Raw genomic sequence first — 15,181 nt, forward strand, 5'->3', positions numbered from 1 at the left:
TCAGCAGCGGGGCGTGGCGAACGCGAGCACCTCTTCCAGGCGGTGCTTGCCAAGCGCCAGCTGAATCAGCCGGTCGATGCCCAGCGCTACGCCGGCGCCTTCGGGCATGCCGTGTTCGAGCGCGGCTAAAAGCCGCTCGTCGATGGCCACCGGCGCAAGGCCGAGTCGCTCGCGCGCGGCGTTATCCTCGATAAATCGCGCGCGTTGCTCAGAGGCGTCCGTCAGCTCGTCGTAGCCGTTGGCAAGCTCCAGGCCCTCTACGTAGAGCTCGAAGCGCGAGGCGACCCACTCGCCGTCATCATCCTGGTGGCGGCGGGCCAGGGCCGCCTGGCTTGCCGGGTAGTCCATCACCACGCTGATTTCGTCACGACCAAGCGTCGGCTCGATCACCACGCTCATCAGTAGATCCAGACACGTATCGCGTGGCTCTGCCGCCAGATGCCCCGCCGGCATGTGGCCGCGCTGCTCGGCCAGCCGGCGCAGCCCATCGAGCGGCGCGGTGAACGGGTCCAGGCCAAGGTGACGCTGGAACAGCGCGCGGTAGCCGTAACGTGCAAGTGGCAGGTTGGGTGCGGGCAGCAGCGCCTTGATCAGCGCGGTCGTTTCCTCGATCAAATCGACCAGGGTGAAACCCGGGCGGTACCACTCGAGCATGGTGAACTCGACGTTATGGCGTGCGCCCACCTCGCCATCGCGAAAGCTTCGCGCCAACTGAAAGATCGGCCCGCTTCCCGCGGCCAAAAGCCGCTTCATGTGAAACTCCGGCGAGGTTTGGAGCCAGAGCGTGCGCGACTCCATGCCGGTCAGCGCGCGGGTCGAAAGCGACGCCAGATGCACGTCGGTGCTGCCGCCCTGACCGAGTACGGGCGTCTCTACCTCCAGCACGCCGCGCTCGGCAAAGAAGGCGCGTACTCGGGTCAGCAGGCGCGCACGCGCCTTGAGCGTTTCGATCTCCGCGCTGGGGCGCCACTCGATGGCCATTGCCGTATCCTTAAAAAATAAAAGCCACGCATCGGCGTGGCTTCAAGGTGAGGCTCGGCGAATGGACGACGAGCCGGGTAACATCACGCGCGCGAAACGTACTCGCCGGAGCGGGTATCGACTTTCAACACTTCGCCCTGGTTGATGAACAGCGGTACGCGCACCACGGCACCCGAGGAGAGCGTGGCCGGCTTGGAACCGCCCTGGGCGGTGTCGCCCTTCAGGCCCGGGTCGGTCTCGACGACTTCGAGCTCGATAAAATTGGGGGCCGATACGGCAATCGCTTTGTCATTCCACAAGGTAACGGTATAAGCCACCTGCTCTTTCAACCATTTGGCCGTGTCGCCCAGCGCTTTTTTCTCGACCGCGTACTGCTCGAAGGAGCCGTCGGTCTTCATGAAGTGCCACATGTCGCCGTCGGTGTAGAGATACTCCATCTCGAGTTCCATGACGTCGGCGCCTTCCAGCGATTCGCCGGACTTGAAGGTACGCTCCCAGACGCGGCCGGTCATGAGGTTACGCAGCTTCACGCGGTTGAACGCCTGGCCCTTGCCGGGCTTGACCAGTTCGTTGTCGACGATCGAACACGGGTCGCCGTCGAGCATTACTTTCAAACCGCCCTTGAATTCGTTGGTAGAATAGTTCGCCATGATCTCTCTCACTAATCGGTTGCTGAATAACGCATATCGACGCTGCGGTTAGGCACCTTTTTAGCGATGCCTTGAACAAGTGCGCGCATGATAACCCGAAGGAGGACTTTTTTGCAGGAGAACATGAGGATCCCGACCGCCCGCACCGACGACGGCCAGGATAATGCCCGCCCCCTTTGGCAGCGCCAGCTCTCACACGCGATTCGCGACCCCAGGGTTCTGCTCGAGCGCCTGGGGTTGGATGATCGGTGGCTGGCCGGCGCCCGCCAGGGCCACGCGCTGTTCGAGGTGCGCGTGCCCGAGGCGTATCTTTCGCGCATGGCCTATAACGCCCCGGCGGACCCGCTGCTGCGCCAGGTATTGCCACTGGGTGACGAAACGCGAATGTTCGAGGGTTTCGTTCAGGACCCGCTGGAGGAAGCCGAGCACCGCCCCGCCCGCGGCTTGATCCATAAATACCGGGGCCGAGTGCTCTTGATCGCCAGTCCCGCCTGCGCGATCAACTGCCGCTACTGCTTTCGCCGCCACTTCCCCTACGCCGAGAACTCGCCGTCGCGCGCTCAGTGGCAGGAAGCCCTCGACTACCTGCGCCAGGACGCCAGCATCCATGAGGCGATTCTCTCCGGCGGCGATCCGCTGGCGGCCAGCGACCGTCAGCTCGCTTGGCTTGTCGGCGAGCTCGAGGCGATCCCGCACCTCAAGCGCCTGCGTGTCCACACCCGCCTGCCAGTGGTGATCCCTGACCGCATCGATGACACCCTGCTCGCCTGGCTCTCGACCACGCGCCTGCAAAAAGTGATGGTGCTGCACATCAACCACGCCAACGAGATCGACCAGGCAGTGATCGACGCCTGCAAGCGGCTCACGCGCGCCGGGGTAACGCTTTTGAATCAAAGCGTACTGTTACGCGGCGTCAACGACGATATTCCGGTACTGGCCGCGCTCTCCGAGCGGCTGTTCGAAGCCGGCGTGCTGCCCTACTACCTGCATGTGCTCGACCCGGTGCAAGGCGCGGCGCATTTCGACGTGCCGGACGACGAGGCGCGCGCGCTGGTGGCTCAACTGCGCGCCCACCTACCCGGTTTTTTGATGCCACGGCTCGTTCGCGAGGTGCCAGGTGAAGTGAGCAAGACGCCGCTTTGAGGCGCTTCATGCGCTCTTGACTGCACCAAAACAGCGCCGTCGTTTTTTTTACGCACCAGCAAAGCGCGACCGCGTGGGTAGTGCTTCCAAGGACAAGCGCAACCCTAAACTCAAGCATCTGAATTAAAAGGATTAAAAAAAGGATGGCCGGCATCTTGTATTGAATTTAGCGTTGAATACGGGGTATCGGCAGCCAGCTGCCAGACAATCGAGTTTCCAATGGATCGCTAGGGTTCCGGCACCGTCATAGATACGCCCCGACGGTGTGACTGGTCCGAGAGCGATCGACCCTGCAAGCGCAGGGTTACACGGCGGGATAAAAGCCCGGGAGGATAAGGCACAGAAATGCGCCGATGCCCCCGATATTTTATTTAGCCGCTGGAGGCTCTCATGACCCGCTACGTTTCAATCGCCGCCGCTTCTGCTGTAAAAAACCCTTTTCCCATAAAACGTCTGCGCTTGACAGCTTTTCCCTCCGCCGTGCTGGCGACCACACTTGCGCTCTCCACCGTTTCTCCCCCTGCCGCAGCTCAGGAGCGCGATAGCTTCAGCGTCTGCTGGTCGATTTACGCCGGCTGGATGCCTTGGGCCTACGCCGATGTCGAGGGCATCGTCGATAAATGGGCGGATGAATACGGCATTACGATCGATGTCGTCCAGATCAACGACTACGTCGAATCGATCAATCAGTACACCTCGGGCAATGTTGACGGCTGTGCCATGACCAACATGGATGCCCTCACCCTTCCCGCCGCCAGCGGCGTGGACTCCACCGCCCTAATCGTTAACGACTACTCCGACGGCAACGACGGCATCGTGCTCAAGGGCAGCGACAGCCTGGCCGATATCGAGGGCCGCCAGGTCAATCTGGTGCAGTTCAGCGTGTCGCACTACTTCCTCGCCCGGGCGCTCGAAAGTGTAGGCCTGACCGAGCGAGATATCGAAACCGTCAACACCGCCGATGCCGATATCGTCGGCGTCTTCGCCAGCGCGACTACCGAGGCGGTGGTCGCCTGGAACCCGCAGCTCGGCACCATCGCCGACATGAACGATGCCAGCGTGGTGTATACCTCGGCGGAAATTCCCGGTGAGATCCTGGATCTAATGGTGGTCAACACTCAAACGCTTGCCGACAACCCGGCACTCGGCCATGCGCTGGTCGGCGCCTGGTACGAGGTCATGGGGCTCATTGAGCAGGGCGATGAAGCGGCCCTTTCGACGATGGCCGATGCCGCGGGCACCGATCTCGACGGCTACCGCGAACAGCTCGCTGCTACCTACCTCTACACCGACCCCGCCGAGGCGGTCGAGCTGATGGAGAGCCCGGCGCTGTTGGAGAACATGGAGCGGGTCGCCGAGTTCAGTTTCCGCCACGGGCTGCTGGGCGAAATGGCGCCGGACTACGACATCATCGGCATCGAAACTCCCAGCGGCGTCTTCGGCGATGAAAACAACGTGCAACTGCGTTTCGACCCCACCTTCACCCAGGCGTACATGGACGCTCGCTGAGCCGCCCCGACGTGCACCGCCCGGCGGCGGGTTGAAAGCCGCCGCCACTCTGGACTCACCCCTGGACGGACACTGCCATGAAGCGCCTTATCAATTTAACGCCTCCGCGAGGCGGCCGCTGGCTGCTGGGGCTGGTGCCTTTTGCACTGCTCGCCATGCTCTATATCAGCCTGTCGAGCGAGCGCCTGGCGAATAACCCCAATGATCGATTGCTGCCGGCACCCGCCACCATGGCCCAATCCTTCTACCACCTGGCGAGCGCCGAGAACGTCCGCACCGGCGAGATCACGCTCTGGACCGACACCTTTGCAAGCCTCGAGCGACTGCTGATCGGCGTTGGTATCAGTGCGCTGCTGGGCCTTCTAATCGGCATTCTGACCGGCGGGCTGCCGATCCTTCGCGCCAAACTCTCGCCACTAGTCACGGTGCTTTCGCTGATTCCGCCCATGGCGATTTTGCCGATTCTGTTCATCGCCTTCGGGACCGGTGAAGCCTCGAAGATCGCGCTCATCGTGATCGGCGTCACGCCCTTTCTGATTCGCGACCTGCAGGGTCACGCACTGCGCCTGCCCGATGAACAGCTGATCAAGGCCCAAACCCTGGGCGCCAGCTCCTGGCAGGTACTGCTGCGCGTTCTTCTGCCGCAGCTGACACCGCGGCTTCTCAACGCCACGCGCCTGGCGCTCGGCACCGCCTGGCTGTTTCTGATTGCCGCCGAAGCCATCGCCGCGCAGGAAGGGCTGGGCTATCGCATCTTCCTGGTACGCCGCTATCTCTCCATGGACATCATCCTGCCTTATGTCGCCTGGATCACGCTGCTCGCCTTCGTGCTCGACCAGCTGTTGGCATGGACCTCAAGGCTCGTTTTCCCGTGGTACCACGCCGGTGAAGGAGACAAGTCATGAGTCTTTTAACCGCCAAGCGACTGGAAAAACACTATGGGCACCACGTGGTGCTCGAGAACCTCAACTTCGAGGTCGATGAAGGCGAATTCGTCACTCTGGTAGGCGCCTCGGGCTGTGGCAAGACCACCTTTCTCAAGATGCTGCTGGGCACCGAAAATGCCTCGAAGGGCGAGCTTGCCCTCGATGGCTGCCCGATTCCCAACGAGCCTGGCCCGGACCGCGGCGTGGTGTTCCAGAAGTACTCGGTTTTTCCGCATTTGACAGTACTGGGTAACGTCATGATGGCCGAGGAGCTCGAGGCCTCGCCTCTGCTTGGCAAGAGTTTCGGCCGCGCCCGGCGCCGTGCCATCGAAAACGCCCGCGCACGGATCGATGAGGTGGGCTTGAGCCACGCTCTTAACAAGTATCCTCACGAACTCTCCGGCGGCATGCAACAGCGCTTGGCGATCGCCCAGGCACTGATGATGCGCCCGCGCATTCTGCTGCTCGACGAACCCTTCGGTGCGCTCGACCCGGGCATCCGCCAGGACATGCATGCATTGATCACCAAACTCTGGGCGGAGCAGAAACTGACCATTTTCATGATCACCCACGACCTCAAGGAGGCCTTCGAGCTGGGCACGCGGCTCTGGGTCTTCGACAAGACGCGCCACGACCCTCAGGCGCCAGAGGCCTATGGCGCCACCATCACCTACGACCTGCCGATATCGCGCGAGCGCCCGGCCACGGCCCTTACCGAGGCACTGACGCGAGGTGGCGTGAAAACCCATATCGAGGAGACTCTATTATGACAAGCGACCCCGCCTACACCACCCATCTGCCCGGCGGGCATCACTGGTCGCTGCGTGTGCGCCGCCACACGACGCTGACGCTGACCGCCCGCGACGCCGACACGAACGTGGGCCTGCTGTGCTACAACCCGGAAAACCTGCTGGAACGGCTGAACCTGCCGGACACCCTGAAGTGCCAGCACACCTTCAAGCTGACCGAGGGCCACTGCCTTTACTCCGACATGGGCCGCATCTTCGCCTCTATCACGAAAGACGAGCTGGGCTGGCATGACAGCGTCGGCGGCAACCTGATGGCGCAACACCTGAAGGCCAAGGGCTGGGCACACCAAAGTTACCAGAAGGCGCGCAATCAGTGGACTCGTACAGGTGTGGATGCCTTTCTCGTCGAGCTTGCCAAGTACGGGCTGGGCCGGCGCGACATGGCGGCCAACCTAAACCTCTTCTCGCGGGTGGAAAGCGACAACGAAGGCCGGCTCCGCTACGTGTCCGGCCACTGCCAGCCCGGCAGCCGCGTGACGCTGCGCTTTGAGATGGATACCCTCGTGCTGCTGCACACCTGCCCGCACCCGCTCGACCCGGCAAAGGAGTACCCGCATCGCGGCGTCGATATCGCGCTCGATACCGCCGCCGCGCCGACGATCGACGACCCGTGCTTCCAGTCACGCCCGGAAAACGCTCGAGGGTTCGCCAACAACCGTCTTTATCATCTCGGCCTATAAGGAGAGCGCCATGATCACCGACAGTCCCCTGAATCCAGACACTGCGCTCAGCCGCACTCGGATCGACGCCGGCGACCACTACATCGGCACCGTCAAGCGCGGCCAGACCCTGCGCATTCTGGATCTCGAAGGCAACCAAGCCGCCGACACGCTCTTTTTCAGCGCCGAGGACAGCGCAGAGCGCTACAGCGCGATGGACACCGTGCGTGAACAGCAGGCGGTCTATCTCACCACCGGCTCGCGTCTGATCTCAAGCGAGGGCCGCGTGATGCTGACCATCACCGCCGACACTTGCGGTCGCCACGACACCCTGGGCGGCGCCTGTTCGAGCGAAAGCAACACGGTGCGCTACGACCTGGAGAAGCGCCATATGCACTCCTGCCGCGATAACTGGATGGAAGCGATCGCCAACTATCCGGAGTTCGGACTCACCAAGCGCGACATCACCCACAACATCAATTTCTTCATGAACGTGCCGGTGACCGCCGACGGTGGGCTGACCTTCGAGGATGGTATTTCCGCTCCGGGCAAGTACGTCGAGATGGTCGCCAATATGGACGTCACCGTACTGGTCTCCAACTGCCCGCAGCTCAACAACCCCTGCAACGGCTACAACCCTACCCCGATCGAACTGATCGTCTGGGAAGACTGACACGCAGCGAGAGGCCCGGGGACGACCCCGGATCGCCTGAACTTACGCGGGACGACCCGCCTTGCTGGTAGGCCGCCATGACACACGCTACCTCTTTCACCAAAGTTTTGATCGCCAACCGCGGCGCCATCGCGACACGGCTTTTGCGCACGCTGCACCGCCTCGGTATCCAGAGCGTCGTCGTATATGCCGACGCCGACCGCGACGCCCCGTACGTCCACCAGGCCGATGAGGCATATTCACTCGGCGAAGGCGGCGCCACCGACACCTACCTCGCTATCGATAAACTGATCGCCATCGCCCGCCAGAGCGGCGCCCAAGCGGTGCACCCGGGCTACGGTTTTTTATCCGAAAATACCCGCTTTATCGAGGCCTGCGACGCTGCAGGCATTACGTTTCTCGGCCCGACCGCCGAGCAGATTCGCCAGTTCGGTTTGAAGCACGAAGCGCGCGCGCTGGCCGAACGCGCCGGCGTACCACTGGTGCCGGGATCAAAGCTTCTGAAAAGTCTCGATGAGGCACACGCCAGCGCCGAGCGTATCGGCTACCCGGTAATGCTCAAATCTACCGCCGGCGGCGGCGGCATCGGCATGCAGGTTTGCCGCGACCCGGCCGAGCTCTCCCGCGCGTTTGAGTCGGTCAAGGGGCTGGGTGAGCGCAACTTCGGCGACGACGGCGTGTTTCTGGAAGCCTATATCGCCAGCGCCCGCCACTTGGAGGTGCAGCTTTTTGGCGATGGCAGGGGTACGGTCATCGCACTCGGCGAGCGCGACTGCTCCACTCAGCGCCGCCATCAGAAGGTAATCGAAGAGTGCCCGGCACCCAACCTGCCCGAGTCTGTGCGTCAGGCGCTGCACGCCACCGCAGTCAAACTGGGCGAAGCCGTCGCCTACCGTAGCGCCGGCACTGTCGAGTTCATCTACGATACCAACCGTGAAGCCTTCTACTTTCTCGAGGTCAACACCCGCCTGCAGGTCGAGCACGGCGTCACCGAGCTGGTGTACGGCGTCGACATCGTAGAGTGGATGGTGCGGCTGGGCGCGGGCGAAGCGCTCGACTTGAAAGCACTGGCCGCCGCGCTCGCCCCTCTCGGCCACGCCATGCAAGTACGCCTCTACGCCGAAGACCCGGCCCACGACTTCCGCCCAAGTGCAGGGCTTCTTACCGAGGTTCACTTCCCAGAGCGCGCCGGGCTCCGGGTCGATCACGCCATCGAATCGGGGCTGGAGGTCTCAGCGCTATTCGATCCGATGCTCGCCAAGGTGATGGTGCACACCGACAGTCGCGAACACGCCATCAAGGAGCTCGCCGCCACCCTCGAAGCATCGTCAGTGTATGGCATCGCTACCAACCGCACTTGGCTCTCTCACGTGCTGCGCGCCGAGCGCTTCAAGACGGCTGCCATCGACACCCACTGGCTGACCACGCTGGACTGGGCGCCGCCGGCCATCGAGGTGCTGGCGCCGGGAACGCTGACCACGATTCAGGACCACCCGGGCCGCCAGGGCCACTGGGACGTGGGCGTGCCACCCTCAGGTCCCTTCGATGACTGGTCGTTTCGCCTGGGCAACCGCCTGCTCGACAACCCAGCCGAAGCCGCCGGGCTCGAGATTACTCTCAACGGCCCGACCCTGCGCTTTCATCGCGCCACGCAAATCGTGCTGGCCGGCGCACCGCTTTCCGCCTCGCTCGACGGCAACCCGGTAGATTTCTGGCAGGTACTGGACGTACCGGCCGGCGCCACCCTGGCCCTTGGCAAGGCCAGTGCCGGCGCACGCGCCTACGTGCTGGTGCGCGGAGGCATCGACTGCCCACGCTATCTGGGCTCGCGCAGCACTTTCACCCTGGGCCAGTTCGGCGGCCACGGCGGGCGGGCACTACGCAGCGGCGACCTGCTGGATCTGCCTGCACTCGAACCCACGTCTCACCAGACGCTGGACCCCGCACTGATACCTGCCATCGACGACCCGGCCAGCGTGGTCGAAATCGCGGTGCTTTACGGCCCCCACGGCGCGCCGGACTTTTTTACCGACCAGGATATCGAGCAGTTCTTCGCTCACGAGTGGGAAGTGCACTACAACTCGAGCCGCACCGGCGTGCGCCTGATTGGCCCGCGTCCGGAGTGGGCGCGTACGGACGGCGGCGAGGCGGGTCTACACCCCTCCAACATTCACGACAACGCCTATGCCTTTGGCACCATCGACTTCACCGGCGACATGCCCGTAATTCTGGGCCCGGATGGCCCATCGCTTGGCGGCTTCGTCTGCCCGGCGACCGTCGTGCGCGCCGAGCGCTGGAAGCTGGGCCAGCTCACCGCCGGAAGCAAGGTACGCTTCGTGCCGGTCACGCTCGAAAGCGCCCGCGCACTCGATGAACGCCAGTGCGAGCAGCTCGCCTCGCTCAGCGCCGCCGGCCAGATCGATATCGAGCGCGACGCCTCGAGCCCGATCCTGCGCGAGGTTGGCGCCGAGCAGGCCGGCGAGCGCATCGTCTACCGTCGCGCGGGAGATGACTTCCTGCTGATCGAGTTTGGCCCCATGACGCTGGACATCGCCCTGCGCTTTCGCGCCCATGCCTGGATGCTCTGGCTGCGCGAACATACCCTGCCCGGACTCATGGAGCTGACGCCCGGCATCCGCTCGCTGCAGGTTCACTACGATCCAAATACCCTGAGCCTTGCAGCGCTACTTGCGCACTTGGCCCGCGCCGAGCACGAACTTGCCGACATCGAATCGCTCGAGGTCGAATCCCGCGTGGTGCATCTGCCGCTCTCCTGGGACGACCCGGCCTGCCAAGAGGCGATCGACAAGTATCAGCGCAGCGTGCGCCCTGACGCACCCTGGTGTCCGAGTAACCTGGATTTCATCCGCCGCATCAACGCGCTCGACAGCGAGCAGCAGGTGCGCGACATCGTCTTCAACGCCCGCTATCTGGTCATGGGGCTGGGGGATGTCTATCTGGGCGCGCCGGTCGCCACGCCGCTCGACCCGCGCCAGCGTCTGGTAACCACCAAGTACAACCCGGCGCGCACCTGGACGGCGGAAAACTCCGTCGGCATCGGCGGCGCCTATCTATGCGTCTACGGTATGGAAGGGCCCGGGGGCTATCAGTTCGTCGGCCGAACGCTTCAGATGTGGAATCGTTACCGCACGACCGAGCACTTTACGAACCCGTGGCTGCTGCGCTTTTTTGATCAGTTGAGCTTTTACGACGTTAGCCATGACGAACTGATGCAAATTCGTCGCGATTTCCCCCATGGCCGCTTTGATCTTTCCATCGAAACCACTCGCTTTCGCTTGGCCGACTACCAGGCCGAAATCGACAAGAACGTCGAGGCCATCGAGGCGTTTCGCCGCAAGCGCGACGAAGCGTTCCAGGCCGAAATGGCCGCCTGGCGCGCCAACGGACAGTTCACCTTCGAGGATCAGGTGCCCGCCAGCGCCGAGGTGGGAGCGCTCGATGAAAATGAGCGGGGCGTCGAAAGCCCGGTGACGGGCAGCCTATGGAGACTGCTGGTGAAACAGGGCGACCTGGTGGAAGCGGGCCAGCCCGTGGCACTGGTCGAATCCATGAAGATGGAAGTAGAGATCAGCGCTCAAAGCGCCGGACGCGTGGCTCGCTTACCCCTGGCCGAAGGAGGCGCGGTGGCGCCGGGCCAGCCGTTGATCGTTCTCGAGGACCCGGTGGATGTCGACTCATAAGCGTTACGCATGCAACACCGCCTCGACACCCACTCCATCACCCAAGGAGCCGCTCATGACCGCCTTGCGCCCGCTGGACATCAAAAGTCTTCATCAAGCCTATTCAAGCGGTGAGCTGACGCCTGCCAGCTTGATCGACGAGTTGTTGGACCAGGCTGAACGTCTCGGTCCAAATTCCGCCTGGATCACTCGCCTAACCCGCGAGCAGTTAACGCCCTACCTTCAGAAGCTAGAGGAAGAGTCTCCCGCTACGTTGCCGCTTTACGGCGTTCCGTTTGCCATCAAGGATAATATCGATCTGGCGGGCGTACCCACTACGGCGGGAAGCCCTGCCTACGCCTACACGCCTGACGAGCACGCCTTCGTGGTCCAACAGTTGATCGATGCCGGGGCCCTTCCCTTGGGCAAGACCAACCTGGACCAGTTTGCCACAGGGCTGGTGGGTGAACGGGCGCTGGATGTGTACGGCACACCGGCCAACGCCTTCGACCCGACATTCATTCCCGGTGGCTCCAGTAGTGGTTCGGCGGTGGTGACCGCGGCGGGTATGGTGAGCTTTGCGCTGGGCACCGATACCGCGGGCTCGGGGCGCGTGCCCGCCTGTTTCAACAACCTTTACGGCGTCAAGCCGAGCCTTGGGCTTCTGAGCACCCGCGGCGTCGTCCCTGCCTGCGCCACGCTCGATACCATTAGCCTGTTTACCCTGACCTGCGACGACGCCGCCGCTCTGCTGGCGCTAACTGCGGTGTACGACGAGCAGTGCGCTTGGTCGCGTCGCTTCGATTTCGCCGTGCAGGGCCAACGCTACGGTCAGCCGCCTGCGGCGTTTCGTTTCGGGGTGCCGCTAGAATCACAGTGGCAGACCGATGCGGCCTATACCCAAGGCATGCACCAGGCGATTACAAAGCTTGAAGCGCTGGGCGGTGAAAAGGTCGAGCTCGACTGTACTCCGCTTCTGGCCGCTGCCCGCCTACTCTACGAAGGACCTTGGGTCGCCGAGCGCTACCATGTGATCCAAAAGCTCATGGCCGAAAGCCCAAAGGCCGTGCATCCAGTGACGTTTCAGATCACCCAGGGCGGAGCAACGCCGCTGGCGGTGGACGCCTTCGATGCTCGCTACAAGCTCGCCGAATACAAACGTCAGGCCGATGCGTTGATCCAGCAAGTAGACGTCATGCTCTCACCGACGACCGTCACGCATCCGAGTAAGGCCGAGGTCGCCAAGGATCCGATCGGCGCCAATTCGCGCCTGGGTATTTGGACCAACTTCATGAATCTTCTGGACTACAGCGCGCTGGCCGTGCCGATCGGTTTTACCGAGCGCGAGTTGCCGGTAGGCGTGACGCTCTTCGGTCCGGCCTTCGCCGACCTGCAGCTTTTGTCGCTGGCGCGCGCACTCGAGGCGCGCACTCGGCTTCCGCTGGGCGCCAGCGGAATCGAGAGACCCGCCATCGAGCCACTGGCGACACCGGCTCAAAACGGCACCATGGAGATCGTGGTCTGCGGCGCGCACCTGGAAGGGCTGCCGCTCAATCATCAGTTGACCGAGCGCGGCGGTATCAAGGTGGAGAGCACCCAAAGCGCACCGCGTTACAAGCTCTATGCCCTTGCCGGCGGGCCACCCGCGCGCCCGGCGATGGTGCGCGATGAGCAGGGCCAAGCGATCGAGGTGGAAGTATGGCGCCTGCCCATCGATACCGTAGGCAGTTTCCTGGCGGGCATCCCCGTCCCGCTGGGCCTTGGCCAGGTCGAGCTCGCGGACGGAAGCTGGAAGTGCGGCTTCATCTGCAGCGCCGGCGCGCTCAACGAGCCCGGCCCCGCCAGGGACGTGAGTGATTACGGCGGCTGGCGGGGGTGGTTGAAGCAAGCGAAATAAACACTGGATACAGTTGCAGCGATACCTTTTCACTGTCCCTTTCACTGTATAACGAGCCTTTCTAACCTACCGGTAAGCGACTGTAGTGGAGTCCTAGGCTGCTTACCGGCTAGCGCACGGCGGGCAAATTCTCCGAAAAATAGATTTCCATGGCCACGGTGCCGGTGGTTTCAGCCATTTCGCCGCTGGCGATCTCCATCGCGCGGGCGTAGATGGCGCTGGGGCTTTGGGTGATGACCATGTCCATTGTCCCGTCCACCAGCATGGTGCGCGTATCCGGCGTGAGCCCGTGGCCCATGAAGTAGACCTCCTTGTCTCGTCTCGATTCTCGCAGGGCGCGGCCGATACCGTCGGAGGAGCCGCCCACGTTGTAGATACCCACGATATCCGAATGCTTGGCCAACAGGCGGCTTGCGTTAACGTAGTTTTCATCCCGATTGTCGTGACCTTCCTGGGGGCCGATCACCGTCAGGTGGGGAAAGCTCTCTTCGATCAGCGCCAGAAAGCCCATTTCGCGCTCCATGTGAGCGCGGTAGGCGCGGCTTGCGGCCACCAGCGCCACCTTTCCCGAGGCGGCGCGGCAAAAACGCCCCATCACTTTGGCGGCCGTGCGCCCGGCGGCGAAGTTATCGATGCCGATGTAGGCGTTTCGACTCGAGGTAGGCAAGTCGGAAATGATGGTCACCACCCGCTTGCCAAGACTGGTCAACTCGTCGATCACCTGGCGCACTCTGGGGTGCTCAATGGCCATGAAAACCACCACATCCGAGGGTTTTCCGTAGCGGCGCAGCGCCTGTACCAGCGCTTCGGGATCAAAACTTTCGATGAAGTGGCTGCTGACTTTCAAGGGTTCGACGGAGAGCTTGGCCATTTCGCGAACGTAGCGGTTGAGCCCGGTGAGATAGGGATTGCTGCCCTGAGGCAATAGAAAGACCACCTTGGCGAAAGTGGGTCCGAGCCGCCGGTTCATGTCCGCTGCGTCCAGATAGCCCACCTCGACGGCGGCCTTGAGTACTCGGGTCAGCGTCACCTTTCGCACGCCAGGGCGACGATTGAGCACGCGATCCACGGTTGCCGTCGACACCCCGGCGGCAGAGGCGATATCAGGAATCAGCGGGCGTTTTACATCAAAAACCATCATGAATTCCTCATTGCCCAAGCACCCCGAGCTGCCCTAGCCTCAAACCTGCGGGTGGGTGAAAAACGCCTGGCTGCAAAACAATAAAAAACCATCAGCAGGAGAATAACAATGCTAGCCAAACTGGTACGCACTAGCCATCTCACGTTACTGGCCGGCGCTCTCGGATTGAGCGTTGCCACTGCCTCGGCTCAGGAAGTCACGCTGCGCTACGGGCACATGCACACGCCCACCTCCATCGCCGGCATGCAGGCCGAATGGCTGGCAGAGGCCATCGAGGAGAAAACAGGCGGCGAGGTGAGCGTCGAAATGTACCCGAACTCCCAGCTTGGTCGGCTTCAGGAGCTTGCCGAGGCGGTCTCGACGGGGTCAATTGCGCTCTCCCATAACACCGCCGGCGCTATTGGCTCGCTCTATGCCCCCTTCGCCGCCTTTGATACACCCTACCTTTATCGTGATGTCGATCACCTGATGGCGGTGATGGATGTCGACTCGCCGGTCATGAGCGAGCTCAACGAGGAGCTCGCCGCGGCCTCCGGCGTGCGCCTTCTTTACGCTTTCTATTTCGGCACCCGTCACCTGACGGCGAATCAGGAAATTCTGACGCCCGAGGATCTCGACGGCGTCAAGATTCGCTCGATCCCCTTCCCCATCTATATGGCCACCGTCGAAGGCATGGGTGCCATTCCGGTGCCCGTCGACTGGTCGGAAGTGCCCACTGCGCTTGCCACCGGCGTGGTCGAGGGGCAGGAGAATCCGGTCAACGTCGTAGTCACCGCCAAGCTCAACGAAGTGCAGAGTCATCTGATGCTGACCGGCCACATCAGCGCCGCCCAAGTCGTTGTGGTCAGTGACGATACCTGGCAGTCGCTGTCGCCGGAAAACCAGGCAGCGATCGCCGAAGCCGCTCAGGAAGTACGCCAGCGCGCCACCGACGCCATGCTGGAGGCCGAAGCCAGTGACCTTGCAACGCTTGCCGAGGCGGGCATGCAGATCGTCGGGCCGGAGCAGGGGCTGGACGTAGAGGCCTTTAAAAGCCGCGTTCAAGCGCGCATTGCCGAAGAGTTTGACGAGCAGTACGGCGATCTCTACCAGCTGATTCGCGAAACGCGCTAA

The 15,181-nt window shown here is 62.8% G+C and carries 12 protein-coding genes and 1 riboswitch; of the genes, 9 read left to right on the plus strand and 3 right to left on the minus strand.

Annotated features, from left to right (window positions below):
• A complete protein-coding gene (gene epmA, locus OCT39_RS10200; protein WP_263584361.1) occupies positions 1-981 on the minus strand; it encodes an EF-P lysine aminoacylase EpmA in 981 nt (326 codons plus the stop codon).
• An 83-nt stretch (positions 982-1,064) separates the two neighbouring features.
• Complete coding sequence (efp, locus tag OCT39_RS10205) at positions 1,065-1,631, minus strand: elongation factor P (RefSeq protein ID WP_263584362.1); 567 nt, start codon at positions 1,629-1,631, stop codon at positions 1,065-1,067.
• A 123-nt stretch (positions 1,632-1,754) separates the two neighbouring features.
• On the opposite strand from efp, the gene epmB reads away from it, so the two are divergent.
• The 8 genes from epmB (at position 1,755) to atzF (ending at position 12,927) form a co-directional block, all read left to right on the plus strand.
• On the plus strand, positions 1,755-2,774 hold the full coding sequence (gene epmB, locus OCT39_RS10210) for an EF-P beta-lysylation protein EpmB (protein WP_263584363.1): 1,020 nt from the start codon (positions 1,755-1,757) through the stop codon (positions 2,772-2,774).
• Between the two features lie 216 nt (positions 2,775-2,990).
• A riboswitch (guanidine-I (ykkC/yxkD leader) is annotated at positions 2,991-3,107 on the plus strand.
• Positions 3,108-3,233: 126 nt separating this feature from the next.
• Positions 3,234-4,283: a putative urea ABC transporter substrate-binding protein gene (locus OCT39_RS10215; RefSeq protein WP_263584364.1), complete on the plus strand. Its 1,050-nt coding sequence runs from the start codon at positions 3,234-3,236 to the stop codon at positions 4,281-4,283.
• 77 nt (positions 4,284-4,360) lie between these two features.
• Entirely contained in the window at positions 4,361-5,188 is an 828-nt protein-coding gene (locus tag OCT39_RS10220; protein WP_263584365.1) for an ABC transporter permease, read from the plus strand.
• On the plus strand, positions 5,185-5,979 hold the full coding sequence (locus OCT39_RS10225) for an ABC transporter ATP-binding protein (RefSeq protein WP_263584366.1): 795 nt from the start codon (positions 5,185-5,187) through the stop codon (positions 5,977-5,979). Before OCT39_RS10220 ends, OCT39_RS10225 begins: the two co-directional genes overlap by 4 nt.
• Positions 5,976-6,698, plus strand: coding sequence for an urea amidolyase associated protein UAAP1 (locus OCT39_RS10230; RefSeq protein ID WP_263584367.1), 723 nt, complete (start codon positions 5,976-5,978; stop codon positions 6,696-6,698). Before OCT39_RS10225 ends, OCT39_RS10230 begins: the two co-directional genes overlap by 4 nt.
• Positions 6,699-6,708: 10 nt before the next feature.
• Positions 6,709-7,350, plus strand: a complete 642-nt coding sequence (locus tag OCT39_RS10235) for an urea amidolyase associated protein UAAP2 (protein ID WP_263584368.1) — start codon at positions 6,709-6,711, stop codon at positions 7,348-7,350.
• Between the two features lie 77 nt (positions 7,351-7,427).
• Positions 7,428-11,051: an urea carboxylase gene (gene uca, locus OCT39_RS10240; protein WP_263584369.1), complete on the plus strand. Its 3,624-nt coding sequence runs from the start codon at positions 7,428-7,430 to the stop codon at positions 11,049-11,051.
• Positions 11,052-11,106: 55 nt separating this feature from the next.
• Positions 11,107-12,927 carry an allophanate hydrolase gene (atzF, locus tag OCT39_RS10245; RefSeq protein ID WP_263584370.1) on the plus strand — a complete coding sequence of 607 codons (1,821 nt, stop codon included), beginning with the start codon at positions 11,107-11,109 and terminating at the stop codon, positions 12,925-12,927.
• 109 nt (positions 12,928-13,036) lie between these two features.
• Here the strand turns inward: atzF and OCT39_RS10250 are convergent, their stop codons facing one another.
• A complete protein-coding gene (locus OCT39_RS10250) occupies positions 13,037-14,068 on the minus strand; it encodes a LacI family DNA-binding transcriptional regulator (protein WP_263584371.1) in 1,032 nt (343 codons plus the stop codon).
• 108 nt (positions 14,069-14,176) lie between these two features.
• Between OCT39_RS10250 and OCT39_RS10255 the strand changes: the two genes are divergently transcribed.
• Positions 14,177-15,181 (plus strand): TRAP transporter substrate-binding protein, encoded by a 1,005-nt coding sequence (locus OCT39_RS10255; RefSeq protein WP_263584372.1) that lies wholly within the window; start codon positions 14,177-14,179, stop codon positions 15,179-15,181.

The organism is Halomonas sp. GD1P12 (assembly GCF_025725645.1).
GTDB lineage: Bacteria > Pseudomonadota > Gammaproteobacteria > Pseudomonadales > Halomonadaceae > Vreelandella.